Below are 24,800 nucleotides of genomic sequence, written 5' to 3'. Positions count from 1 at the left end.
CTCCTCAAGGTTGGAAGTCGGGGTCCACCGCTACGGTGACGTCGAGCAATAGGGGTTCCTCGCGGGCGGAGAGCCCCGGCACCACGTCGTCGAGTGCCGCCGTCAGCTCCTCGTACGTCTCCACGCGCCGCGCAGGGCAGCCGAGCGACCTGGCCAGGGCACCCATGTCCACCTCGGTGAACGGCGGCCACGGCGCCTTGCCGCCCCGCTGGTCGGCCAGCCGGTCCATGACCGCGTAGCGGCCGTTGGCGAGCACCACGAACAGCGCGCCCACCCGGTAGTGCGCGGCGCTCCACAGCGCGTGCATGCCGTAGAGCGCCGACCCGTCGCCCACGACCGCGACCACGGGGCGGCCGGGGAGCGCCATCCTCAGCCCGACCGCGGCCGGCACCGCGAAACCGAGCCCGCCCATGGCCGCCGACAGGAAGCCGAGCGGGTTCCTGGCGGGCACGAGCCGGTGCAGGTCGGGGCGGGAGGACGGGGTCTCCTCGAGGAGCACGGTGTCGGCGGGCAGCCGCACGGCCAGCTCGCGCAGCACGTGCGCGGCCCGCAACGGCCACCCTCCCTCCGGCACCGGCGGAACGGCGGCCGGCCGCGTCCCAACGCCCCCGCCGCCGCCGGCCGGTCGCCCCTCGACGCCGCCTCCGCCGTCGGCCGGTCGCCCTTCAACGCCGCCTCCGCCCCCACGGTCCTGTCCACCGGGGGACAGCAGGGCGGTCAGGCGGGCGCAGACGGCCGACGGCGCGGCCAAATACGCCAGGTCGGCCGGGCTGCGATGCGCCTCCGAAGGGTCTTCCGTGATCACCGCGACCGTCGTCCCCGCCGCCACCAGCGGCCCCGGCGCGTACGGGTACTGCCGAAACACCGGGGCGCCCACCGCCACCACCACGTCGTAGCCCGCCAGCGCGCCCCGCAGCCGCACCCTGTCGGCAGGCAGCACCCCGGCATACTGCGGATGGTCCTGCGGGAACCCGGCTCGCGCCCCGAAAGACTCCTGGAACACCGGGCATCCGAGGCGCTCGGCCAGCCCGATCAGGGACTCCCAGCCGGCGCCCGCCCCGGCGACGATCGCCGGCGCCCGGGCCCCCGCCAGCAGCGACACCAGCGGCGCGAGGTCGGGGTCCGCCACGGCGAGTGGCCGCACGACCTGCCGGGCGGCCGCGGCGATCTCTCCTTCGAAGGCGGCGTCCCAGTCGTCCATCGGCACCACCACAAGCGCGGGCCCGCGGAAGGTGACCGCCTCGTGGCAGGCCCGCGCCACCGCTCCCGGCACGTCCTGGGCCCGTACGGGCTGATCGACCCACACCGGATAGTCCCCGGCCAGCCCGTCCAGCCGGCCCGCCAGGAACGGCTCCAGTGCCAGGTGCCGCCGGTCCTGCTGCCCGACGAGGATCACCAGCGGCACCCGGTTGACCCGGGCCGTGGCGACGGCGCCGACCGCGTTGCCGAGCCCGGCCGTCGTGTGCAGCACGACGAGCGCAGGCCCCCCTCTTATTGGCTCGGGAGCTCCGCTCCCTTCGTGGTGACCGATCGCCCAGCCCGTGGCCATCCCCACCACGGATCCCTCGTGCAGGGCCAGCACGAAACGCAGGTCGTCCGGCAGCCCGGTCAGCAGGGACACCTCCGTGGAGCCGGGATTGCAGAAGATCGTGCTCAGCCCGTACCGCCTGAGCACGTCGAAAGTGGCGTCGCGCACTGTCGTCATCGTGTCCCCCTGGCTCGCTGGATCTGCCGGTAGACGTGCCCGCGCAGCGCGCCGAAGCGCGGCAGGGACCGGGTGGTCAGCTGGTCGCGTTCGGGGGGCAGGTCGATCTTCAGGTCCTCCATGACCGTGGTGGGCGAGGAGGACAGGATGATCACCCGTTGTCCCAGGTAGACGGCCTCGTCGATGTCGTGGGTGACGAACAGCGTGGTCACCCCGAGGTCGCGCCACAACCGCAGAATCAGGTCCTCCAGGTCGGCCCGGGTCTGCGCGTCGACGGCCGCGAACGGCTCGTCCATCAGCAGCACCTGCGGCTCGTACGCCACCGCCCGCGCGATCGCCACCCGCTGCTGCATGCCGCCGGACAACTGCCACGGATGGGCGTCCGTGGCGTCGCTGAGCCCCACCGCCTCCAGGGAGCCGGTCACCAGCTCCCGCCGCCGCGCCGCGGGCAGGCGTTTCTCCTTCAGCGGCAGCTCGACGTTCTGCCACACGGTCATCCAGGGGAACAGGCTCCGGCCGTACTCCTGGAACACCACGGCCATCCGCGGCGGCGGCCCCGTGACAGGGACGCCGGCAACCCGCACCGCGCCGCCGCTGACCGGCAGCAGCCCGGCCACGCACCGCAGCAGCGTGGTCTTGCCGCAGCCCGACGGGCCCACGACGCACACCAGCTCGCCGGCCTCGACGCCCACCGTGACCGAGCGGATCGCCTCGACCCGGCGGCCCGGGCTCTCGTAGATCTTGTTCAGCGCGGAGATCTCAAGCACGGGCGGCTCCACTGCCGTAGTACCAGGACAACACCCACCGCTCGACGCGGCGGAACAGGACGGACAACCCCAGGCCCAGCAGGCCGAGCAGCAGGATGCCGCTCCACATCTCGGCGATCTGGAACTGCCGCTGGAACAGCACGATCGTGAACCCCAGCCCGCTGGAGCTGGCGAACATCTCGCTGATGACCATGAGGATGATCCCGATGGACAGGGCCTGCCGCAGCCCGGTCATGATCTGCGGGCTCGCGCCGCGCAGCACGAAACGCCGCATCCTCGAGGCGCCGCGCACGCCGTACATGCGGCAGGTGTCGGCGAGGACCTCGTCCAGCGCCCGCACGCCCTCCACGGTGTTCAGCAGGATCGGCCACACGCAGCCGGACACGATGACCAGCACCTTCATCGGCGTGTCGATGCCGGCCAGCAGCATGATCAGCGGCACCAGCACGGGCGGCGGGATGGCGCGGAAGAACTCCAGCACCGGCTCTAACGTGGCGCGCAGCCGCGCCGACAACCCGATCAGCACGCCCAGGCCGACCCCGAGCAGCCCGGCCAGCGCGTACCCCGCCAGCAGCCGCCCCACGCTCGGCACCACGTCCTCGGCCAGCCGCTCGGAGAACCAGGTCTCGGCGAACGCCTGCCCCACCCGGACAGGGCTCGGCAGGTAGAACGAGCTCCCGCTGACCGCCCACCAGACCAGCACCAACGCGACCGGCAGAGCCAGCAGCCTGACCGCACGCACCCCACGACCCCAGACCGTCACCCCGCGACCCGGGACCGTCCGGCGAGGCTTCACGCGGCGACCTCCGATCGCACGGCCGGATGCCAGGCCAGCACCCTGCGCTCCAGCAGCCGCACGGCGGCGTTCACGGCGATGCCGACGACCCCGGCCACCACGATCAGCGCGTACACCGTGGGCACGGCCCCGCTGCTCTGCGCCACCTGAATCTCGGCCCCCAGACCCGGACTGCCGATCACCAGCTCCGCCGTCACCGCCAGGATGAACGCCACCGCCGCCGCCAGCCTGAGCCCAGTCATGACGTACGGCAGCGCGGTCGGCCACACCAGGTGCCTGACCCGCGACCAGGCCGACAGCCCGTACGACCTGGCGGTGTCGTAGGCCACCGCGTCCACGGCCGCGACGCCGTACAGGACCTGGATGAGCACCTGCCAGAACGCGGCGTACACCACGAGCATGAGCGTCGAGCCGAGCGACGGCCCGAACAGCAGCGTGGCCAGCGGCACCAGCGCGACCGACGGGATCGGGCGCAGGAACTCGATCGTGGAGTTGGTCAGCGCCCGCAGGCCGGGGACGATCCCGATGACCACCCCGGCCACGACCGCCGCGCAGAACGCCATCGCCAGGCCCAGCGCCCACCCGCCCATGGTCTCGCCGAGCGCGATCCACAACTGCGGCGCCGCCAGCTGCGCGGCCAGCGTGCTCAGGATCAGCGACGCGGGCGGCAGGAAACGCTCGTCGACCAGGCCGAGCCGGGGCACCGCCTCCAGCAGCGCCAGGAGGCCGCCCAGCCCGGCCAGGCCGTAGAGGAGCCTGGTCACGGCACCAGCGCCGACACGTCGATCTTCTCCTTGAGCACCCCGTCCGCCAGGGCCAGGTCGGCCACGGTCTGCACGGAGGCCTTGTTCACCTCGACCGGCCACTTCGGCAGGTTGATCTTCGCGATCACCTCGGGCGCGATCTTCGTGTACGTCTTCAGCACCTCTCTGACCTCATCGGGGTGCGCATCGGCGTACTCCAGCGACTTACGCATCGCCGCCGTGAACCGGCTGGTCAGGTCGGCGTCGGTCCGGCTCGTGGTGAAGTACATGGCCACGGTGAGGTTGGGCGCGGCGTCGGCGAAGTTCCAGGCCACGGGGCGCGCTCCCTGGCTGATCGCCTGGCTGACGAACGGCTCGACGACCCAGATCGCGTCCACCTGGCCGCTCTGCAGCGCGGCGGGCGCGTCGGGGAAGGGCAGCTCGACGAACTCGATGCCGGTGGGGTCGCCGCCCGCGTTGCGGACCGAGGCGCGTACGGTCGTGTCGCCGATGTTCTTGAGCTGGTTGACCGAGATCTTCTTGCCGGCCAGATCCTTGGCGGTCTTGATCGGGCTGTCCGGTTTGACCAGCACGGCGCTGAAGTCCTTGCCCTGCTGGCCCGTCGAGGAGACGCCGTTGGCGACCACCTTGACGTCGAGGCCCTGCTGCTTGGCGGTCAGCAGCGAGGTCGTGTTCGCGAAGGCGAACTGGAACTGCCCGCTCACCGCGCCCGAGATGCTCGCCGCGCCGCCGGGCACGGAGGTGATCGTGAGGTCGATCTTCTGCTCGGTGAAGAAGCCCTTGGCCTTGCCGAGGTGGATCGGCGCGGTGTCGACGATGGCGATCACGCCGGCGTTGACCTTGCTCATCCCGCCGGAGGACTGCTGGCCGGGTGCCGCGGGCTGGGTGCCGCCGCAGGCGGCTGTGACGAGTAAGGCGGCGAAGACGATGAGAGCGCGACGCACGGTGGCTCCTGTTTGTTCGCGATGCGCACAGGTATTCTCTGACCGAACAAACCCCGTATCGCGGAAGTTACGCCTCTGCCGTGGCCTGTCAAGGGGATCTCGATGGTCGATCATGTGCAGTCGCTGGCCCGCGGGCTCGCGGTGATCCGGGCGTTCAGCGCCGCCGAGCCTGAGCTCACGCTCAGCCAGGTGGCCCGCGCGACCGGGCTCAGCCGGGCGGCGGCCAGGCGTTTCCTCCTCACCCTGGCCGACCTGGGTTACGTGCGCAGCGACGGGCGGCTGTTCGCGCTCACGCCGCGGGTGCTGGAGCTCGGGTACGCGTACCTGTCGAGCCTGTCCCTGCCCGAGGTGGCCGACCCGCACCTGGAACGGCTGGCCGCGGAGGTGCACGAGTCGGCCTCGGTGGCGGTGCTGGACGGTGAGGACGTGGTCTACGTGGCGAGGGTGGCCACGGCCCGGATCATGCGGGTGACCATCAACATCGGCACCCGCTTCCCGGCTTACTGCACGTCCATGGGGCGGGTGCTGCTCGCGGCGCTCCCGCCGGACGAGTTGGACGCCTACCTGGAGCGGGCGTCGCTGCGCCGGCTCACGTCACACACGATCGTGCTGCCCGCGGCGCTGCGGGCCGAGCTGGACCGGGTGCGCGCCCGCGGGTGGGCGATGGTGGATCAGGAACTGGAGGAGGGGCTGCGCTCCATCGCCGCCCCGATCCGGGATCGTTCGGGCCGCACGGTGGCCGCGGTGAATGTGTCGACGCACGCCAGCCGCACGACGTTGCAGCAGGCCAGACGGCAACTCCTCCCACCGCTGCTGGCCACGGCCGCCAAGATCGAGGCGGACCTGACCTCGTTGTCGGTGGCCCGCGCCTGACCGCCCGGCGACGGCCGTGGGTCACCGGTTCCGGTAGCGGTCCGTGGCGTCCCGCGTAGCCCGGATGGCGGCGTCCGCCGTCTCATACGTGCGCTGCGCCAACCCCACGAAGATGCAGTCCACGATCAGCAACTGGCTGATCCGGCTGGCCAGCGCCCCGGGCCGGAACGCCGTCTCCCGCCCGGCCGACACCAGCGTGTGGTCGGACAGCTCGGCCAGCGACGACCGCGGATTGTTGGTGATCCCCACGACCAGCGCCCCGGCCTCGGCCGCCGTCCGGGCAGGGACGAGCACATCGGGGGTCTCCCCGCTGCAGCTGATCGCCACCGCCACGTCCCCTGTCTTCAGTAAAGCCGCACTGGTCAACGCCAGATGGGCATCGCTGAACGGATGGCTGGACAGCCCGATCCGCAGCAACTTCTGCGACATGTCGGCCGCGACCAGCCCCGACGCCGCCACGCCGTAGACGTCCACCCGCCGTGCCACGGAGATCGCCGACACCACCTCGCCCAGTTGGTCGGGGTCGAGCTGGGCGGCCGTGTCGGCCAGCGCCTCGGACTCGGCCCGCGCCACCTTGGCGATCACGTCCGTCAGCGGATCGTCCGGCGCGAGGTCCCCGGGCACCAGCCGCTCGGGCTGCTGGGCCACGGCCGCCGCCAGGGCGAAGCGCATCTGTGAGTAGCCGGAGAACCCGAGCGCCCGCGACGTCCGCACGATCGTGGCCTCGCTGGTCCCGGACACCGCGCTGAACTCGGTGATCGTGCTCCGTACGACCACTCCAGGGTCGTCCAGGATGATGCGGGCGATGGACTGGGCCGCCGGCGTGAGCGACGGCAGCACGGCGCGTACGGCGGCGACGGGGTTCGCCGGCTCGGTGGTGCTCATTGGGTCAGCCATTCCGCCGCGGCCTGCGCGGACACGCGTGAGATTCCGTGGGTGGCGATATGGGCGGCGCCGACCGGTGGGCCGGGGATGCCGGTGTCCACCACGATCACGTCGGGCCGCGCCGCCACGGCCTTGGCCACGACGTCGCGTACCCAGGCGTGCCTGGCCGCGTCGTGCACGACCAGCACGATCGGCCGGTCGTCGAAGGGCGGTAGCTCGCCGTCGGGCTCCAGCCGGAGCCTGGCCGTGTTGGGCAGCAGCCGGGTGAGCGCCGCCGTGACGCCGGTCGGTGTGGCCGGGTCCACGGCCTGGCTGTGGCGGGTGTTGACCTCGACGACCAGCGGCCCGCGCTCGAGGGTGGCGGCTCCGGTCGTCGTCAGCGCGGCTCTGGCCGCCTCCAGGCCGACGCCGGGGTCGACGTCGGCGCGGGCCTGTTCCCGGAGCGGGCCTTGGGCGGCGTACCAGCTCGAGAGCGCCAGCACCCGCGCGGCCGCCTCGGCCAGCCGCTCCTCGGGCAGGCCCCCTTCCCGTACGGCCGTCACGATCGCGTCGCGGATCTCGTGGAGGCTCTCCTCGGTGCACAGCCCCACGCATATGGCGTCGGCGCCGGCGGCCAGCGCCCGCACCGCGATCTCGCCGGGCGCGAACATGGCGGCCACCGCCTGCATCTCGATCGCGTCGGTGACGACCATCCCCTCGAAGCCGAGCTCACCCCGGAGGAGCTCGGTCAGCACGGTGTGGCTCAGCGTCGCCGGGAGCGCCGGATCGAGCGCGGGGACGAGCAGGTGGCCGGTCATGATGCTTTGCACCCCGGCGCCGATCGCGGCCTGAAACGGCGGAAGGTCACGCTCGGCGAGCACGTCGCGCGAGGCGTGCACGGTGGGCAGCGCCAGGTGGGAATCGGCGACGGTGTCGCCGTGGCCGGGGAAGTGCTTGGCACAGGCGGCCACACCCGCGCGCTGCACCCCGTTGACGTAGGCGACCGTATGCCGGGCGACGAGGCCGGGGTCCGGGCCGAACGAGCGCACGCCGATCACCGGGTTGGCCGGGTTCGCGTTCACGTCGGCCGAGGGCGCGTAGTTCAGCGTGATGTCGACCTCGGCGAGCATCCTGCCGATCTGGCGGCCGACCCGCTCGGTGAGGTCCACGTCGTCGGCCACGCCCAGCGCCCGGTTGCCGGGAAAGGAACTGCCGGACAGGACCTCGAGCCGGGTGACCGTGCCGCCTTCCTCGTCGATCGCGACGACGGTGGCCGGATTCTCGGCCCGCAGCTGCCCTACGAGCTGAGCGTTGATGGCGTTGCGGGTGAACAGGACGACCCCGCCGAGACCATCGCCCAGCGCACGGCGCAGCCAGTCGGGGGCTGAGGTCCCCTCGAACCCCGGATGCAGCACCGTCATCGCCAGTCTGCACAGGTCACGGCTCATCGGCATTTTCCTTCATCGATATTGATCTGAAGGTAATTTTCTGTCATTGTCACCCTCGATACAACCACATCCCCCGAGAGGCCATCCCCCCATGCCGAGCAGAAGGACTCTCTTAAAGGGCCTAGCCCTCGCCGCCGCCGCTTCCGCCGTCCCGCTGCCTGCCTTCGCTCAGGCCGACTACGTGCCGCCGCTGCGCCAGATGCGCGGCATGTGGATCGCTTCCGTCGTCAACATCAACTGGCCGTCGAAGCCGGGGCTGAGCGCCGACCAGCAGAAGGCCGAATACCTCGCCTGGCTCGACGTGGCCGTGCAGCGCAAGCTCAACTCGGTGTTCGTGCAGATCAGGCCGACGGCTGACGCGTTCTGGCCGTCGCCGTTCGAGCCGTGGTCCCAATATCTCACCGGCACGCAGGGCCAGGATCCCGGCTACGACCCGCTCGGGTTCGCCGTGGAGGAGACGCACAAGCGCGGCCTGGCCTTCCACGCCTGGTTCAACCCGTACCGCGTGTCGATGCAGGCCGACCCCGCCAAGCTGCACCCCGACCACCCCGGACGCAAGCACCCCGACTGGATCGTGCCGTACGGCGGCAAGCTCTACTACAACCCCGGCATGCCGGAAGTCCGCAAGTTCTGCCAGGACGCGATGATGGACGCGGTCACCCGCTACGACATCGACGGCCTGCACTTCGACGACTACTTCTACCCGGTCAACAGCACGGCCTTCGACGACAGCGCGACCTTCGCGAAGTATGGTGCCGGCTTCCCCGACCTGGCCGCCTGGCGGCGCGACAACGTGAACCTCATGGTGCGGGAGATGCAGCAGCGGGTCCTGGAGAGCAAGCCGGACATCGCCTGGGGCATCAGCCCGTCGGGCATCTGGCGCAACAAGGCCACCGACCCGCTCGGCTCTGACACCAACGGCGGGCAGTCGTACGACAACCTGCACGCCGACACCCGCGGCTGGGTGAAGAAGGGCTGGCTGGACTACATCGCGCCGCAGCTCTACTGGTACATCGGGCAGCCGCCGGCCGACTACTCCAAGCTCGTGCCGTGGTGGTCGGACGTGGCGAAGGGCACGAACACGCTGCTGTGGATCGGGCAGCCCGCGTACAAGGCGGGCGACCCTGCCCAGCCCGCGCCCGAGTGGAAGAACCCCGCCGAGCTGTCCAACCACCTGACGCTCAACAGGAACCACCCCGAGATCGGCGGCGACATCTGGTACAACGCCAACGACGTCAAGGTCGACAGGATCGGCTCCATCACGACCGCCGTCAATGAGCACTACCAGCGGCCCGCACTCGCGCCCGTGCTGCCCAGGCTGGCGAACGGGGAGCCGCCGCGGCGGCCGGTGGTGGCGTACGCGCTGCGCCGCGACGGCGGGGTCGAGGTGCGGGCGGTGGCCACGGGCAGGGAGGAGCCGTTCCTGTTCGCGATCTTCCGCTTCGGCCGGCACGCGTCCGCGGGCGCCTTCGCCGACGCCCGCAACCTGGTCGCCGTCGTGCCGGGGGACCGGCAGATCCGCTGGACCGACCCGGACGGCAAGAGCGGCGACCACTACTACGCGGTGGCGGTGGACCGGGCCAACCGGACCAGCAAACCCAGCAACGGATTCCGGGTCATCTGAAATGCGCCGGCAACGCGGTGGTGAGCGTGCTTCGCCCGCACGTGTCGCCGGCCCGTGCCCTGACTGTCACTGAACCCGGCGGGCCGCCGCACACCGAGAGGCGTGCGGCGCCCGCCGTTCTCATGAGCATGGTGTTGTCCAGGTTCCGACGCTGCCGGAACCCCTCGCCGAAGCCCCGGTCGCGATCCGGTCCCTATGAAGCCCTGCGTCCAGCCGCCGAAGGCTGCTCGGCCGTGGCTCCCGATGACCGCTGCGGCGGCACCACAGGGGTCGGGCGCACCAGGCCCAGCGCGACGACCTCGTTGGCCAGCCGCGTGCGCCGGTTGGTGCCCTCGGGAATCCTGAACTTCTGGTAGAGCCGCAGCAGATGTTGCTTGACCGCGGCCTCGGTCACGACCAGGTCGTCGGCGATCTCGCGTGCGGTCGCCGGGGCGACGAACGCCTCATCCGACAGCGCCGGCCTGCAGAGTGAGGTCAGCACGTCGACCTCGCGCCTGGTCAGCTCGGGCGCCGCGGCCCTGCGCAGCTCCACTTCGGGGGTGAAGTCCTCACGCGGGATTCCGCCGATGCGGCCCCGCGCCGCACCGAACGAGACGACGTCGCCGTCGTCGAGGACCCTCCGGGCGATCGGCCTGCCGTTCACCCGCGTGCCGTTCCTGGACAGCCCCAGGTCGACGACGTACAGGTAGGGTCCTCGTCTGACGAACTCGGCATGGAGTCGAGAGACGCTGGGATCGGTGAGCCGGATGTCCACACCTCGGCCTCGCCCGACCGTCGTGATCTCGGGGCGCAACGGGATCACTTCACCAGTGTCCTCGATGCGTATGAACGGCCCCTCCACGGCAGTTCCTCCCCAGGTAGCCCGCCGTAACTATTACTACAGCTCCGGCTTACCCAAACGAGGGGATGCGGAATCTCCTTTGCCGAAAGGAGAATCCGACGTGAAATTGGTCTGGACCTTTGCGGACGGTTTTGCCTGCTCACGGGTAGACTTCGGACGAAGATAAGCGGAGGAAACACTCATGGCGGACAAGCCCACGAAAGGCCTGGCCGATGTCGTAGCCGCGTCCACAGCGCTGAGCGACATTGACGGAAAGGCCGGTCGCCTCTTCTACCGTGGATACGACATCCACGACCTGGCCGGCCGCGCGACGTTCGAAGAGACCGCACACCTGCTGCAACGTGGCAAGCTGCCCACCCGCTCCCAGCTGGACGCCTACGGTGCGGAGCTGGCCCGGGGAAGGGCGCTCGGCGCCCTGGTGTCCGCGAACATCGCGGAGATCGCCGAGAAGCAGAAACCCATGGAGGCGCTGCGCTCGCTGGTCTCGCTGTCCGGCGCGGACGATGCCGACAAGGACTCCATCGCCCCTGAGGCCAACCTGCGCAAGGCTGCCCGGCTGGTCGCGCAGCAGCCGCTGCTGGTCGCCCGCTATCACGCCGCCCGCACCGGCGGCAGCATCCCCGACGCTGACCCGTCCCTGAGCATCGCGGCGAACTTCCTGCTCCAGGTCACCGGGCGCACCCCCGCGCCGCGCGAGGTCGAGATCTTCGACGAGTGCCTGGTGCTGCACGCCGACCACACCATGAACGCCTCCACGTTCGCCGCCCGCGTCTGCGCCGCGACGTTGTCGGACATGCACTCCGCCATCGTCGCCGCCATCGGCACCCTGAAGGGTCCCCTGCACGGCGGCGCGAACGAGCAGGTCATGAAGACGCTGGAGTCGATCCCGGCGGACGGGGTGGCCCAGGCCGTACGCGACAAGCTCGCCGCGCACGAGAAGATCATGGGCTTCGGCCACCGCGTCTACAAGACCGAGGACCCGCGGGCTACCCACCTGCGCAGGATGTCCGCGGAGCTGGCCGAGGCCACGGGCGATGACACCTACTACAGGATGTCCAAGGAGATGGAGGAGGTCGTCTTCGAGGAGAAGGGCCTCTACCCGAACGTCGACTTCTACGCTGCTTCCGTGTATCACTATCTCGGCATCCCGACGGACCTGTTCACGCCGGTCTTCTCGATCAGCCGCATGTCCGGCTGGACGGCTCACGTCATCGAGCAGCACGCCGACAACCGTCTGATCCGCCCCGACAGCGAGTACATCGGTGAGACGGATCAGAAGTGGAAGCCGCTAGAAGAGCGTTGAGCGACTGTTGAGCGACCGGGGGACCGAACGCGAGAGCTGGGGACCGTACCCGCTGATCCTGGCGGGTGCGGCCGTCGGCGTGGTCGCGATCTTTTTGATGGACCCGCGCTGGGGCGGGTTCGCGCTGGGCGCCGTCGTCATGGTCGCCGCCGCGCTGCGTTTCGCCGGCTACGGCGGCCAGTTGTCCGTCCGCAGCAAGACGACCGACGTCACCACGCTGGCCGCGTTCGGCTTCGTGCTGGTCCTGACCTCGCTGTTGCTGGACAACAACGAGCTCAAGGCGTTCATCCTGTCCCTTTTCGCCCGTTGACCGGACGGTCCGATAGCCTCAACGCATCGATTCATTGAAGGGGAACCATTCGCATGCCCAAGATCAAGGTGGAGGGTCCGGTCGTCGAGCTTGACGGCGACGAGATGACCCGGATCATCTGGCAATTCATCAAGGACCAGCTGATCCTTCCCTACCTCGACGTTGACCTGAAGTACTACGACCTCGGCATCGAGCACAGAGACGCCACGGACGACCAGGTCACCATCGACGCCGCCAACGCCATCAAGAAGTACGGCGTCGGTGTGAAATGCGCCACCATCACCCCGGACGAGGCGCGGGTCGAGGAGTTCGGTCTCAAGAAGATGTGGAAGTCCCCCAACGGGACCATCCGCAACATCCTCGGCGGCGTCATCTTCCGCGAGCCGATCATCATGTCGAACGTGCCGCGGCTCGTCCCGGGCTGGACCAAGCCGATCGTCGTCGGCCGTCACGCCTTCGGCGACCAATACCGCGCCACCGACCTGAAGGTCCCGGGCGAGGGCACGCTGACCCTGACGTTCACCCCCAAGGACGGCTCCGAGCCGATCGAGCTGGACGTCTACGACTTCCCCGGCGGCGGCGTCGCGATGGCGATGTACAACCTGGACGAGTCGATCCGCGACTTCGCCCGCGCGTCGATGCGCTACGGCCTGGCCCGCAACTACCCGGTCTACCTCTCCACGAAGAACACGATCCTCAAGGCGTACGACGGCCGCTTCAAGGACCTGTTCGCCGAGGTCTTCGAGAACGAGTTCAAGGACGAGTTCGAGAAGGCCGGCCTGACCTACGAGCACCGCCTCATCGACGACATGGTCGCCGCGGCGCTCAAGTGGGAGGGCGGCTACGTCTGGGCGTGCAAGAACTACGACGGCGACGTGCAGTCCGACACCGTCGCCCAGGGCTTCGGCTCGCTCGGCCTGATGACCTCGGTGCTGATGACCCCCGACGGCAGGACGGTCGAAGCCGAGGCTGCGCACGGCACGGTCACCCGCCACTTCCGCCAGCACCAGCAGGGCAAGCCCACCTCCACCAACCCGATCGCCTCGATCTTCGCGTGGACCCGTGGCCTGGCCCACCGGGGCAAGCTCGACAACACTCCCGCCGTGACCGAGTTCGCCAACACGCTGGAGCAGGTCTGCATCGAGACCGTCGAGAGCGGTCAGATGACCAAGGACCTCGCGCTGCTGGTCGGCGCCGACGCCCAGTGGCTCACCACCCAGGACTTCCTGGCCGCGCTGGACGAGAACCTCAAGAAGAAGATGTCCGCCTAGTCGAATACGGCCCTCTCCCTGCGGTTTCGCCGCATGGTAGGGGCCGTTTCGCATGCCTGGGCCGTCTGTGGGCCGTCACGGCTTCGGATCGGGCGCGAACACGGCGACGACCGTGTTGCGGTTCCGCACCGTGTGAACCAGGCCGGCTTCGCGCAGACTCGTGGTGTGTTCACTCGCGCTGGCCGGGGCGATGCCGATGCGCGCGGCGAGTTCTTTCGTGGACCAGGCGGGATGCTCGGCGATGGCATGGAGCATGGCGGCTCGGGTGCGGCCCAGGACCGACGCCAGCGACGACGACGCTCCCGGAGATGTGGGCTGCGCCGGCGGGGCGCCCAGGGGCAGTGCGCGGGATTGCTGCTCAAGGCCCGCGGGGTAGGTCAGCATCGGTTGGGGCTCGGCGTAAGGATCGAGGGCGGGCGCTGCGAAACCGAAAACCGAGGGGACGAGCAGCAGCCCCCTGCCGTGCAGGTGTATGTCGCCCTCATGACCCGAAGCCATCGCGAGCTCCAGTACGGGTGGATTCCAGCGGATGGGCCGCGGGTTCAGCGAGGCGAACAGACGTTCTAAGTGGTCCTAACAAAATGATCTAGGAATAAAAGGTGATCACCTTCAGGTTGATCATCGCTGTGAGGAAGGGCGAGCAGCCACCGTGGATCGTGCCCCGATGAGTTGTGGGCGCGGATTGAGCCGTTGTTGCCGATCGTGCCACGCCGTGGCGATCACCCGGGCCGCAAGCGTCTGGATAACAGGAAGGGCCTGTCGGGCATCCTGTTCGTGCTCTACACCGGCATTGCCTGGGAGTTCCTGCCGCAAGAGCTTGGCTTCGGTTCGGGGATGACGACCGTCTGTACGCCGACCGCGGCTACGACCACGACAAGTACCGTCGCCTGGTCTGGCGCACCGGCATCAAACCGCACATCGCCCGCCGCGGCACCCCGCACGGCTCCGGCCTGGGCGTTCACCGCTGGGTCGTGGAACGCACGATCGCGCTTCTGCACTGGTTCCGCCGCCTGCGCATCCGCTGGGAAGTCCGCGACGACATCCACGAAGCCTTCATGACCCTCGCCGCCGCAATCATCTGCTGGCGACGGCTCACGAGAAGCTGATAACAGGTCAGCGATCTGATCCAACCGCCGAGAGGTCCCCAACGGCGTCGGCGTAGTAGGCCGAGTCGGCCAGATGGAACGCGATCTGCCGGAATGTCCAGCCCGCACCGGGCGACCGGTCGAGCTGGTCTGGAGTGAGCGCGGTCAGGCGGCCGGCCCAGATCTGGCCGAGCCGGGTGAGCCGGCTTCTGGCCTCGTCCAGGTCTTGGTCGGTGAAGGGCGCCAGATCGGCAGGGGTTGTGCTCGCCGACGCATGCCAGCGATCAGGGATCGTGGGATTGCCGGCCAGCCGTGCTTCCACCTCGGCGAGGTGATCGATGAGGTGATCGGTGACTCGGCGGACTGCCTTGTGCGGGGTGTAGACCCGCTCATCGACGCACACCGGGCGACCGTCCCACGTTGTCCAGGTCGCCGCCAGGTCGAGTACGTGGTCGATCATCAACGTCACGACCAGCGCCGGTTCGCGATTATCAGTGGTCGGAATCTCACCGGACATTCTCGGCCTCCAGCTCAATGCGTTACACGATCGGACAGGGCACACTCACTGACCCCAACCTGGCGCGGAGACCGACAACGGCTCCGGAACGCAACCTAGGCCTCAGACATCTCGATGGGCATCGAAGCATGGATGCACGGCCGGTCAAGATTCACTCTGTTAGAACCTCTAAACCGCCGGTGGTCATCTGCCGGACACGCGCTCCTTGATCGGCCGCGGTGAAACTGGCGATCTGTGGCCAGTGCGGGTCCATCAAGCGGTCGTACACGTGCTCCAGGCCGATGAGCACCTGGCGCAGCACGTCGCGGTCGTCCGCCAGGTGGTGGGCCCACGACGGTAGTGGCTGGCGTTCGGCCACGAAAGCCAGGCTTGTACGGATCTGGGACCGGGGTGTGGAGCGTACTTGCTCCAGCATCTCCTGCGGGCTGCCGAGGCCGGTATGGGCCAAGAAGGTCGGCACCCAGCCACGGGGCGGGGTCAGCTCAAGCACCATCCGGGCCGGAGGGAACAGGCTGGCGCGGGCACGACGTCGCCAGGCTCTGGGCGATTCTTCCGGAATGTCGTTGTTCGGGCTAGGCCGAATCACGTAGAGCAGCGATCGCGAGGACGCGGAAGCTGGACACGACGCCGACGGCCACCTCGCACGCTCTGGAGGATCACCTGGCGGAATGGTCGCTGCAGACCGGGGTCACGGTGGAGATATGGGCCCTGCTGAAGCAGCCGCTTCCCGCCCTCATCACCGAGATCGTCCATGGCGCGATCCGTGACGTTCCGCAGGAGGTGGAACGGCAGGCGCAGGCCCATGCCGTCGCCATTGCCCTCACCGTGGCACCCGGCGGGCTGCGCTTGACCGTTAGCGATGACGGCCTCGGTACGTCGGCCGATGCGTATGAGGCCAATCTGAGTGGACGGGGCATGCCACTCAGGTCGACGGCGTATACGCAGGCCGCCCGCCATCCCACCGGCGAGCTCATCCTCGACGCGGCGGCCGGCATTCGGCTGATCCCCGGCACCGGCCAGTCGCCCCCGACCATCCCGCAACCGAGTGATCTTCAACTTCAGCTCCTGGACCTCCTCGATATCGACCCACGAGATCTCCGCTGAAGATCACTCACGTGCGGAAAACGGGGCCAGCGGGCTCAACAGATCCTCAACACAAGCTCAACGAATGAGTTCCTATCGTCCATGGCATCGATGGTTCAGGCGAAGGGGGAACGGTATGGGGCACATGGTCAAGACATTCGGAGCGCTGGCGATCGCGGGCGCAATGGGGGCGGCCCTGCTGAGTGGATCGGCCGCGGCGTCGGCCGCCACGCTGCCCGGGTGCGGCGGGCCGAGTCCGGTCAACGTCGACGACGGCTGGGGCGTCATGCGAGGGTCGTTCAACCTCAAGACCGCTCCGTACGCCGCGTGCGGGAACGTCACCAGGCTCCACGCGGGCCAGGTTCTGTACTTCCACTGCTGGACGCGGAACAACTACGGCAAGCACTGGGTGTACGTCCGCGTCAAGGGCACCGGGACGCACGGCTGGATGAGCAAGGACAACCTGCGCACCATCAGGAACACCCAGAGGCAGGACTGCGGCGTCGAGGAGCACCGCGACTTCATCTGACGGGCCGGATGAGCTGGGGCCGACGAGCCCGCCGCAGCCACTGGCCACTGAGAACCGCCGGGAGTCGGCACACGGACGTGTGATCTGTGAAAGGCCGTCACGCCTCCAGGCGCGTGACGGCCTTTCAGGAAAACCGCACCACAGCGGTTGCCGCCCGATGTCGATGGAGGGATGGGCTGTGGCGGAAGTCCCGGACGAGGGCGGCGAGAGCAGGCGGGCTCGGTTGCTCATGGAAAAGGTGCATCTCGGGGAGTTGGACCGCGCGGCAGACGCCCTGAGCGCCGAGCGAGAGGCCATCGCCATCTACCGACGGCTGGCCGCGGCCTCCCCCGAGCTCTACCTGACCGAGCTCGCCACCTGCCTGACCAGTCTCGGAGTGACCCTCTCCGAGCTCGACCGGCATGGCGAGGCGTTGAACGCCGAGCAGGAAGCAGTCTCTGTCTACCGACAGCTGGCCGCGGTCTCCCCTGGCCGCTACCTGGCCGATCTCGCCGATGCCCTCATCAACCTTGGGACGACTCTGGCGGAGCTGGACCGGCCGGCCGACGCCCTGCGCGCCGAGCGAGAGGCCATCGCCGTCTACCGACGACTGGCTGCGGCCTCCCCTGACTGTTACCTGGCCGACCTCGCAGACGTGCTCGTCGACCTCGGCGTGACCCTGACCGAACGCGGCCTGCCGGCCGAAGCGCTGCCCTTGGCAAAAGAGGCGGTCACCATTCATCGGGGGCTGGCCGCAGCCTCCCCTGAGCAGCACCACGCCGGCCTCGCCCATGCCCTGGCCGGCCTCGACGTCGTCATCTCGGCGCTCGGCCACTGTCCATGAGCACATCCCCCAACAACCCAAGAGAGGACGAAACATATGCGTACAGCGATCACACTTCTGGCTGGCGTCACGCTGGCCGGTGGCCTGCTGGCGGTTCCCGTCCAGGCGGCAACCGGATCCAGCGGATCCGTCGTCGAGCTCAAGAACGTCGCCACCGGCATGTGCCTGGCGATCGGTGGCGGCGAAGAGCGCAGGGGCAAGTCCGCCATCCAGTGGCCGTGCACCCATTCTCCGGAGCAGCGCTGGCTGATGTCCGACGGGTACCTGGCCAACGTCGCCACCGGCATGTGCCTGGCGATCGGTGGCGGCGAAGCGCGCAGGGGCAAGTCCGCCATCCAGTGGCCGTGCAACGGCGGGTGGGCGCAGCGCTGGAAGCCCAAGCGGCTGTTGCGAGTCAAGGGCGTCCCGGAGGACGAGCTCCGGGCGTATCACTTCATGAACGGCGCGACCCAGATGTGCCTGGCGATCGGCCACGGCGAAGCGCGCAAGGGCAAGTCCGCCATCCAGTGGCCGTGCAAGAGGGGAGGGAGCGAGCAGGCTTGGCAGATCACCAAGGTCGGCTAGCGGTCCGCATCGGCGACGCCAAAGAGCTGCACCGCGAGGACGTCCGCCACCTGCCGGCGGTTCAGGCGAGTGCCAGGAGGGCGCGGGCGTTCGCGCTGCCCTGGTGGTCGCCGGTCTGCTCGAAGACCTCCAGCGCCGCGCCGGCCAGCTCGCGCGTGCGCTCGGCCGCGCCCTCCGCCCAGTTGACCTTGGCCAGCGCCAGCAGGGCGTGCGCGTCGAGCAGCCGGTCGCCGAGGCGTACGGCGATGCCCCTGGCCTGCTCGGCGGCGGCCCTGGCGGCCGCCTTGGCGCCCTGCGCCAGGTGCACCGCGGACAGCTCCAGCAACGTGTCGGCCTGCCGGTGCCGGTCGCCCAGCTCGGCCAGGTGCTCGACGGCGGCCCGCAGCCGGGCGGCTGCCTCGTCGAGCCGGCCCGCGCGGCGCAGCACGAGGCCGAGCACCTGCTCGGCGTCGGCGGCGTCGCGCTCGTTCTCCGCGCCCTCCAGGCACGTGAGCAGAGCCCGCTCCGCCTCCTCCAGCCGTCCCAGCTCCAGGTGCACGCGGCCGAGCCGGCGCCTGGTGTGGTTGACGTCGCGGCTCCTGCCTGATTGCCCGGCCTGGCGCAGGAACATGGCCAGCGCCACCCGCAGCTTCGCGTGCGCGTGGTCCCACTCCCGCTCGGCCAGGTGCAGGTCGCCCTGGTCCAGCAGGGCGAGCGCCTCGCCCCGGTCGTCGCCCGCCCGGCGCGCCGACTCCAGAGCCGGCCCCGCCACGGCCCGCCAGTCGTCGAGGAACCGGTGCCGCTCCAGGAACGGCACCAGCAGGTGCGCCAGCCGCCAGCACCCGTCGTCCAGCCCCGCCGCGTGCAGGTCGGCGACGAGGCTCACGAGGAACGCCCGCTCGGCCGCCAGCCAATCGACGGACTCCCTGATGTCCCTGGTCGCCACGGCCGTGGCCGGATCGCCGGACACCAGCGAGAACCGCGACGCCCGCACCCTGGCCTGCACCACCTCCGACAGGGTCGCCAGCACGCCGGGCACCGGCTGCTCGCGGGCGAACAGCCGGGTCAGGCCGTGCAGCCGGTAACGCACCTGGCCCGCCACGTCCACACCGTGCGTCTCCAGCAGGCCGGCGTCCACCAGCGCCTCCGCCTGCCCGCCCAGCCGCTCGGTCACCCAGTCCGCGAAGTCGGGCGCGGACAGCGCGCCGAGCCCGCGCAGCGTCAGCTTGGCCACCTCGGGCAACCCGTCGAACCCGATCGCGAACACGCTCCGTACCGTCAGATCGCCCGCGTGCAGCCGGTCCAGCCGCTCGTGCTCGTCCTCCAGCAGCCCCACCAGGTAGTCGACGGTCCACTCAGGGCGGGCCGCCAGCCGGGAGCCCGCGATGCGCAACGCGATCGGCAGGCCGCCGCAGAAGCGCGCCAGCCTGCGCAGAGCGTCGTCCGCGGCCCGTCCTGAGCTCCTGACCAGCAGCTCCAAGGCCTCGGCGTCGTCGAGCACGCCCACCGACAGCCGCAGCGCGCCGGTCAGGCCGCCGAGCGGGGAACGGCTGGTCACGACCGTCGGGCACGCGCTCAGCAGCGGCCGCACCTGCGCCTCGCCGGCCGCGTTGTCCAGCACCACCAGCAGCCGGCGGTTGGCGGTGTAGGTGCGGAACAGCCGTTCGCGCTGCCCCGGCGACGCCGGTATCGCCTGCGCCGGACAGCCCAGCCAGCGCAGGAAGTCCTCCAGCACCGCCGCCGGGGTCGTGGTCTCGCGCAGGTCGGCGTACAGGATGCCGTCGGGGAAGCGCTCACGTCGCAGCCACGCCGCATGCGCGGCCAGCGCCGACTTGCCCACCCCCGCCTGGCCGTGCAGCACGACCAGTCCGCCTTTCACCCGCTCCAGCAGGTCCGCGCGGCCGGTGAAGTCGGTCATGTCGGGCGGCAGCAGCACCGGCGGCCCGGCCGAGACGTGCAGCGACACGTCGTCGTGCAGCATGCGGTGGTAGAGGAGCTGAAGCTCCGGGTCGGGCTCGATCGCGTGGCCGCCGTCGAGCTGGTCGCGCAGCACCGCGTACGCCGCCAGCGCGTCCACGCGGCGGCCGCTGCGGTAGAGCGCCAGCATGTACTGCCCGCGGAAACGCTGCCACATCGGGTGCTGCTTGGTCAGCTGCCGCAGCTCGGCCAGCAGCTCGCGGTGCCGGCCCGCGTCCAGGTCCGCCTGCACCCTGCGCTCCAGGGCGAGCAGCCGCAGCTCTTCCAGCTCCTCGCGCAGCAGCCGGGTCTCCACCCAGCGCTCGCCCTCGGGGTCCATGTCCGCCAGGACCTCACCCCGCCACAGGGCCAGCGCGTCCTCGTACGCCCCCTGGTCCACGAGCAGCCGGAACCGGTCCACGTCCAGGAGGCCGTCACCGAGGTTGAGCACGTACGAGCCGGACACGGTCGTGATCACGTCCGGGCCGATCAGCCGGCGTAACTGGCCCACGTAGCCGCGGATCAGGGAGTCGGATCGGTCGCCGCCCTCACGCGACCACAGCAGCCGGCGCAGCCGCTCGGCCGTCAGCGGGCGACCGGCGTTCAAGAGGAACATCGCCAGCAGGTCGCGGTGCTTCGGCACGGTCGGCGTGCGGTCCCGCCCGTCGCCGTCACGCACTTCGAGCGGCCCCATGATGCGAAATTCCATGCGATCTTCCTTTTCGGGGGGAGATGTCGATCAGAATGGCACACCTGATGACTCCTCTCACTCCCGCCGACCCGGCTACAGCTCCATCGGCGCGGCGCCGAGCCTGCGTCGGGCTGCACCGCTTCCAGCAAGATCACCTTCACAAGGACCTCGCCTTCTGCGCTCGTGGCGCACGTGAAGGACAAGCTAAGGGCAAGGGCGAAAGGGCTCGATTTCGGGCAAGTACGTCCGCCACTCCTCGGCGGTGAGCCCGCGCCCGGCTCGCTCGCACACCGTCCCCGCAACGCGATGCTCGTCGATGTCGTGCGTGCGGAGCGTCCCGTCTTCCGTCAGGCTGACGAGCTTCCTGCCGTCGGCGGAAAACTCCAGCCAGAGCCCGTTCGTGTCGCCGCCCAGCCCGTCGAACACCACGCCCAGCGGACGCCTGCTCGCCACGTCCCACAGCCTGATGCGCGCGCCGCTCTCGAAGCCGGCGATCATGCTCATGTCAGGCGACCAGGCGAGTATCCGCGGGTCGCCGTCAGGGGCGTAAGGGAAGGAGCCGAGCCGGGTCTTGAGCTCCCCGTCCCAGAGAGAGATCCCGTCAGGCTGACTGAGCGCGATCCTGCTGCCGTCCGCGGCCACGGCGAAGGTGTCCGCGACAGGCGCGGCCCCCGGGGCGGCGGGCCGGCCCTTCACCGGATCGACGATCCTGACCTCGGGAAACGGCATGATCAGTCCGCCGTTCGGCAGGAACTCCATCGGCCCGTAGCCCGAGATCGCGGTGACCCTGGACGACCCGTGCTCCAGATCCAGCAATTCCAACGGCGTTTGGTAGTCCCATTCCGACGGCATTTGGCCGTCGAATCCGGACGGAATGACAGCCAGTGTCCGGCCGTCCCGGCTGAAGACCATCTGGTCGGACGTCGTCGCCCCTTTGGAGGCGAGCCGGAACCGCGCCGTGACCTTGCCTGAGCTGGTGTCGATGATGAGGACCGTCGTGCCTTCGGTGGTGGCCAGCCGCCTGCCGTCGGGGCTGAACGCCATCACGGTTCCGGTGTCGTTCGTCTTGATCGCCGGGACCAGCGGCCGGCCCGACGCCGTGTCCAGCAGGTTGAGGATCCCGGCCCGCTTGACGGCCAGGACCCGTGCCCCAGGGCCTGGACGCAGGTCGTCCAGTGCGTGATCGGTGAATGAGCTGTCGAAAAGGTGGGCGACGTCGATCGTGTGGACGGTGCCGCTGTCGGTCAGGACGCGCAGTGCCCGGCCCTTGGCGTCGAGGCGGACCTCGCTGACGTGGTCCGGCAGATCGAGTCGCACCACGATCTGCCCGTTGGCCCCCCGCCATAACACCACCTCTCCCCTCGAGGCCCAGGCGGCGACGAATCCGCCGTCGAAACTGTAGTCGACGACCTGCCCCTCCTCGCCGTCCTCGATCAGCCAGGGGGACCCAATGTCCAGGTAGAGCGCGCGCACCCTGGGCCGCTCCGAGCCCGGCACCTCTTCGACGATGGCCAGCTCCTGCGCGTCCTCGCTGAACCTGGCCCTGAGGACGCTCCCGGAGCGCGGCAGCCAGGAGGCTCTCATGCGGACGCCGCGGCGCAGATCCCAGAGCTCCGCCCGCTCGCCCGCCCCCGTGGACGCGAACCCGAGGCGGCCGTCCGCGCTGATGGCGGTCAGTGCCGTCCCTGACGGCGCGGTGCGTCGCCGGCGGGTGGCGACGTCCCACAACTGCTCGCTCGTCGAACCGACAGGGACGCTCAGCAGGCGCCCGGTCAGGTCGAACTCCAGCCTGGCGTACACCTCGGAATATTCGGCCTTGGCGGCGAACCAGCCGCCGAGCGGGCGGCCCGTGCCGACGTCCCACAGCCGCACCCCCTTGGGGCCCTGCACGGCCATGACGCGGCCGTCCGGGCTCAGCGCGACCTTGTGCAGGCCCTCGCCGAGCCCGGAGAACTCACGCAGGCGCCGCCAGCCGGCGACGTCCCAGATCTGGGCCTTGCCGCCCCCGACCGCCACGAGCGTGCGGCCGTCGTGGCTGAGCGACCGCATCTCCGCGTCGGTGATCGAGGCGTCGCCCGAGATGCGTGCCGTGGGCTGCGACACGGAGTCGTAGAGCGCGCCGCGGGTCTCCGGCAGTTCCGGGCTCAGCCGCCAGGCTGCGACGCTGAGCAGCCGCGCCAGCTCGGGCTGGACCTCCCTCAGGTCGGCAGCGCGCAGGACCAGTTCCTTGGAACGGGCGTCGTCACGCTGCCGGTTGGACTCCCTGCGCAGGTATTCGGCCGTGCCCAGCCCGCCGAGTGTGGCCACGAGTAGCACGGCCAGGGCGGCCGCGACCAGGTTGCGCCGCCTGGACTGCCTGCGGGCCTGCCGGGAGGCGGCGTCGAGGTATTCGCGTTCGCGTCTGGCCAGCGTGAGGTCCTTGCGCTCGGCCGCGGCCCAGTGGAGCGTCCGGTCCAGGGCCGAGCCGTGCATCAGATCGGCGGGTCTCCTGCCGTGCGACTCCCACTCGGCGGCGGCGTCGGCGAGGCGGCGGTGCACGGGCAGTCCCTCGCGGTTGCCCGCCACCCAGTCCCGGAGCCTGGGCCAGGCGTGGAGGAGGCCGGGCTTGGCCAGTTCGTAGGCCGTGCCGGTGCTCGTGACCAGGCCGGCGGCGGCGAACACGGCCAGCATCGCGTCGACGGCCTCCGTCTCCGGCAACTCGTCCCTGGCGACCGGTCTGAGCGTGTCGCCGTCGATCATCCGCAGGAAAACCTCGGGCACGCTCGCCCGCTCAGTCTCGGTGAGCTCGGCATAGAGCTCCTCGGCGATCGCGCCCAGGTCGGGCTCGGCCGGGCCGCGCAGTGTTCCCGCCTGCGTGCTGCCCCAAGTGAGCAGATCGTGGCTCTCGCTTTCGTCCTCACCGACGAGACGCAGCAGGACGTCCTTGGCGGCGGGCCGGGCAGCGGGGTCCGCGGCGAGTGAGGCGGCCACGAGAGGGCCGAGCGGGTCGGGCAGCCCGGCGGTGTCAGGCTCGAAGGCGAGCACGCGGCCGACGACCGCCATCGGCTCGCCCGGCGCGATCGCGTCGCTTCCCCGGGCCGCGAAGAGCACCACCATCGCCCAGGCCCACAGGTCGGCCGCCTCGGTGGCGCCACTCCCGGCGAGCACCTCAGGCGGCATGTAGGCGGGGGTGCCCATGAGCGGCCCGCTCGTCGTCGGCCCGACCTCCCTGGCCACCCCGAAGTCGATCACGCGCGGGCCGTCGGGGCCGACGATGATGTTGTCCGGCTTGAGATCGCGGTGCACGATCCCTGCCCGATGGATGGCGGTCAGCGCTGTCGTCACGCCGATGGCCAGGCGGCGCAGCCGGTCCCCTCGGTACGGCCCGGACTCGTCCACGACCTGCCGCAGGTTGGGACCCGGCACGAACTCGCTGACAATGTACGGGACGGGCACGTCCACCCGGGCCTCGATCACCCGCGCGGTGCAGAACGAGGCCACCCTCTCGGCCGCCGCGCTCTCCTGCGCCAGTCTGGCCCGCGCCTGCGCATTGTCAAACCTGGGCACCTTGACCGCGACCCGCTGGCCGTTGTCACCGTACGCCTCGTAGACCACGCCCTGACCGCCCTGGCCGAGGCGGCCGGCCAGCCAGTAACGCCCCAGGCGGTGCGGATCGGAGGGAGCCAGAGGGGCCATCAAGATCCTTCCTCCACCGAAGTCGTGTGGTGATATTCCGTACCACGCCGGAGTCCGCGCGGCGCCTCTGCCTTATGAGAAATGTCCCTTGAGACCGTGCCGCTCGATCAGCACCCGCGCGGCACGGGCCAGCATCCGCGACGCCTTCTCGAGCCCCGGCAGCGTGGCCAGGCGCTGTTTGTCGGATTTCATGCCCCGGCAGCCCAGCACACCTGTCCCTCCTTCGGCTGGCGACCTCTCCGTGTCGCAAAGGTGCTTGCGACCCCGGTCTTTGCGCGGCACGCGAGCGCTTGCCGCCGGACTGGGCGGATCCTCAACATCGCCTCAACATCCGCCGCCCTATGGTCCGTGACGACCCCGATCGAGCAGAATGGCGGTCTTGATGGTT

General features: G+C 70.2%; 22 protein-coding genes and 1 pseudogene. 10 read left to right on the top strand and 13 right to left on the bottom strand.

What is annotated here, in order from left to right; genetic code table 11:
• Positions 1 to 4: 4 nt before the first annotated feature.
• The 5 genes from ACTWQA_RS23815 to ACTWQA_RS23795 are packed head-to-tail and all read right to left on the bottom strand — an operon-like array spanning position 5 to position 4,976.
• Positions 5 to 1,705, bottom strand: coding sequence for a thiamine pyrophosphate-dependent enzyme (locus ACTWQA_RS23815; RefSeq protein WP_443161333.1), 1,701 nt, complete (start codon positions 1,703 to 1,705; stop codon positions 5 to 7).
• Positions 1,702 to 2,472 carry an ABC transporter ATP-binding protein gene (locus ACTWQA_RS23810; RefSeq protein ID WP_443161332.1) on the bottom strand — a complete coding sequence of 257 codons (771 nt, stop codon included), beginning with the start codon at positions 2,470 to 2,472 and terminating at the stop codon, positions 1,702 to 1,704. Before ACTWQA_RS23810 ends, ACTWQA_RS23815 begins: the two co-directional genes overlap by 4 nt.
• On the bottom strand, positions 2,465 to 3,214 hold the full coding sequence (locus tag ACTWQA_RS23805; RefSeq protein WP_443161331.1) for an ABC transporter permease: 750 nt from the start codon (positions 3,212 to 3,214) through the stop codon (positions 2,465 to 2,467). The genes ACTWQA_RS23810 and ACTWQA_RS23805 overlap by 8 nt, the downstream gene beginning before the upstream one ends.
• Before the next feature lie 50 nt (positions 3,215 to 3,264).
• Complete coding sequence (locus ACTWQA_RS23800; protein ID WP_443161330.1) at positions 3,265 to 4,032, bottom strand: ABC transporter permease; 768 nt, start codon at positions 4,030 to 4,032, stop codon at positions 3,265 to 3,267.
• The gene (locus ACTWQA_RS23795; protein ID WP_443161329.1) at positions 4,029 to 4,976 is read right to left on the bottom strand and encodes an ABC transporter substrate-binding protein; all 948 of its coding nucleotides are present in this window, start codon (positions 4,974 to 4,976) and stop codon (positions 4,029 to 4,031) included. The genes ACTWQA_RS23800 and ACTWQA_RS23795 overlap by 4 nt, the downstream gene beginning before the upstream one ends.
• A 102-nt stretch (positions 4,977 to 5,078) precedes the next feature.
• Here ACTWQA_RS23795 and ACTWQA_RS23790 point away from each other — a divergent pair, with 102 nt between their 5' ends.
• Positions 5,079 to 5,849: an IclR family transcriptional regulator gene (locus tag ACTWQA_RS23790; RefSeq protein WP_443161328.1), complete on the top strand. Its 771-nt coding sequence runs from the start codon at positions 5,079 to 5,081 to the stop codon at positions 5,847 to 5,849.
• A gap of 21 nt (positions 5,850 to 5,870) precedes the next feature.
• On the opposite strand, the gene ACTWQA_RS23785 is transcribed toward ACTWQA_RS23790, so the two are convergent.
• Complete coding sequence (locus tag ACTWQA_RS23785; RefSeq protein ID WP_443161327.1) at positions 5,871 to 6,734, bottom strand: MurR/RpiR family transcriptional regulator; 864 nt, start codon at positions 6,732 to 6,734, stop codon at positions 5,871 to 5,873.
• A complete protein-coding gene (locus tag ACTWQA_RS23780; RefSeq protein ID WP_443161326.1) occupies positions 6,731 to 8,161 on the bottom strand; it encodes a glycoside hydrolase family 3 protein in 1,431 nt (476 codons plus the stop codon). The genes ACTWQA_RS23785 and ACTWQA_RS23780 overlap by 4 nt, the downstream gene beginning before the upstream one ends.
• A gap of 91 nt (positions 8,162 to 8,252) precedes the next feature.
• Between ACTWQA_RS23780 and ACTWQA_RS23775 the strand changes: the two genes are divergently transcribed.
• Positions 8,253 to 9,785, top strand: coding sequence for a glycoside hydrolase family 10 protein (locus ACTWQA_RS23775; RefSeq protein WP_443161325.1), 1,533 nt, complete (start codon positions 8,253 to 8,255; stop codon positions 9,783 to 9,785).
• A 193-nt stretch (positions 9,786 to 9,978) separates the two neighbouring features.
• Here ACTWQA_RS23775 and ACTWQA_RS23770 read toward each other — a convergent pair whose 3' ends face one another.
• A complete protein-coding gene (locus ACTWQA_RS23770; protein ID WP_443161324.1) occupies positions 9,979 to 10,626 on the bottom strand; it encodes an FHA domain-containing protein in 648 nt (215 codons plus the stop codon).
• Positions 10,627 to 10,807: 181 nt separating this feature from the next.
• Between ACTWQA_RS23770 and ACTWQA_RS23765 the strand changes: the two genes are divergently transcribed.
• Genes ACTWQA_RS23765 through ACTWQA_RS23755 form a run of 3 tightly spaced genes read left to right on the top strand, consistent with a single transcriptional unit; the run spans position 10,808 to position 13,510 of the window.
• A complete protein-coding gene (locus ACTWQA_RS23765; protein WP_443161323.1) occupies positions 10,808 to 11,929 on the top strand; it encodes a citrate/2-methylcitrate synthase in 1,122 nt (373 codons plus the stop codon).
• A 7-nt stretch (positions 11,930 to 11,936) separates the two neighbouring features.
• A complete protein-coding gene (locus ACTWQA_RS23760; RefSeq protein WP_443161322.1) occupies positions 11,937 to 12,239 on the top strand; it encodes a DUF3017 domain-containing protein in 303 nt (100 codons plus the stop codon).
• Positions 12,240 to 12,292: 53 nt separating this feature from the next.
• Complete coding sequence (locus ACTWQA_RS23755; protein ID WP_443161321.1) at positions 12,293 to 13,510, top strand: NADP-dependent isocitrate dehydrogenase; 1,218 nt, start codon at positions 12,293 to 12,295, stop codon at positions 13,508 to 13,510.
• A 75-nt stretch (positions 13,511 to 13,585) separates the two neighbouring features.
• Here the strand turns inward: ACTWQA_RS23755 and ACTWQA_RS23750 are convergent, their stop codons facing one another.
• The gene (locus tag ACTWQA_RS23750) at positions 13,586 to 14,008 is read right to left on the bottom strand and encodes a winged helix-turn-helix domain-containing protein (RefSeq protein WP_443161320.1); all 423 of its coding nucleotides are present in this window, start codon (positions 14,006 to 14,008) and stop codon (positions 13,586 to 13,588) included.
• 171 nt (positions 14,009 to 14,179) lie between these two features.
• Between ACTWQA_RS23750 and ACTWQA_RS23745 the strand changes: the two are divergent.
• A pseudogene (locus tag ACTWQA_RS23745) lies at positions 14,180 to 14,616 on the top strand (transposase).
• A gap of 7 nt (positions 14,617 to 14,623) precedes the next feature.
• On the opposite strand, the gene ACTWQA_RS23740 reads toward ACTWQA_RS23745, so the two are convergent.
• Entirely contained in the window at positions 14,624 to 15,112 is a 489-nt protein-coding gene (locus ACTWQA_RS23740; protein WP_443161319.1) for a hypothetical protein, read from the bottom strand.
• Positions 15,113 to 15,263: 151 nt separating this feature from the next.
• The gene (locus tag ACTWQA_RS23735; RefSeq protein WP_443161318.1) at positions 15,264 to 15,572 is read right to left on the bottom strand and encodes a hypothetical protein; all 309 of its coding nucleotides are present in this window, start codon (positions 15,570 to 15,572) and stop codon (positions 15,264 to 15,266) included.
• A gap of 233 nt (positions 15,573 to 15,805) precedes the next feature.
• Between ACTWQA_RS23735 and ACTWQA_RS23730 the strand changes: the two genes are divergently transcribed.
• The 4 genes from ACTWQA_RS23730 to ACTWQA_RS23715 all read left to right on the top strand — a co-directional run bounded on the left by ACTWQA_RS23730 (position 15,806) and on the right by ACTWQA_RS23715 (position 18,111).
• Positions 15,806 to 16,216 (top strand): hypothetical protein, encoded by a 411-nt coding sequence (locus ACTWQA_RS23730; protein WP_443161317.1) that lies wholly within the window; start codon positions 15,806 to 15,808, stop codon positions 16,214 to 16,216.
• 124 nt (positions 16,217 to 16,340) lie between these two features.
• Entirely contained in the window at positions 16,341 to 16,724 is a 384-nt protein-coding gene (locus ACTWQA_RS23725; protein ID WP_443161316.1) for a hypothetical protein, read from the top strand.
• 178 nt (positions 16,725 to 16,902) lie between these two features.
• A complete protein-coding gene (locus tag ACTWQA_RS23720; protein WP_443161315.1) occupies positions 16,903 to 17,547 on the top strand; it encodes a tetratricopeptide repeat protein in 645 nt (214 codons plus the stop codon).
• A gap of 36 nt (positions 17,548 to 17,583) precedes the next feature.
• Positions 17,584 to 18,111, top strand: a complete 528-nt coding sequence (locus ACTWQA_RS23715; RefSeq protein WP_443161314.1) for an RICIN domain-containing protein — start codon at positions 17,584 to 17,586, stop codon at positions 18,109 to 18,111.
• Between the two features lie 61 nt (positions 18,112 to 18,172).
• Here the strand turns inward: ACTWQA_RS23715 and ACTWQA_RS23710 are convergent, their stop codons facing one another.
• Together ACTWQA_RS23710 and ACTWQA_RS23705 are read right to left on the bottom strand one after the other, a co-directional pair.
• Complete coding sequence (locus tag ACTWQA_RS23710) at positions 18,173 to 20,755, bottom strand: BTAD domain-containing putative transcriptional regulator (RefSeq protein WP_443161313.1); 2,583 nt, start codon at positions 20,753 to 20,755, stop codon at positions 18,173 to 18,175.
• 186 nt (positions 20,756 to 20,941) lie between these two features.
• Entirely contained in the window at positions 20,942 to 24,412 is a 3,471-nt protein-coding gene (locus tag ACTWQA_RS23705) for a protein kinase domain-containing protein (RefSeq protein WP_443161312.1), read from the bottom strand.
• Positions 24,413 to 24,800 lie beyond the last annotated feature (388 nt).

It is taken from the genome of Nonomuraea sp. 10N515B, from assembly GCF_052245915.1.
Taxonomy (GTDB): Bacteria; Actinomycetota; Actinomycetes; order Streptosporangiales; family Streptosporangiaceae; genus Nonomuraea.
The sequence above is the reverse complement of the archived record's forward strand: the minus strand, read 5'-3'. Positions and strand labels throughout refer to the sequence as shown.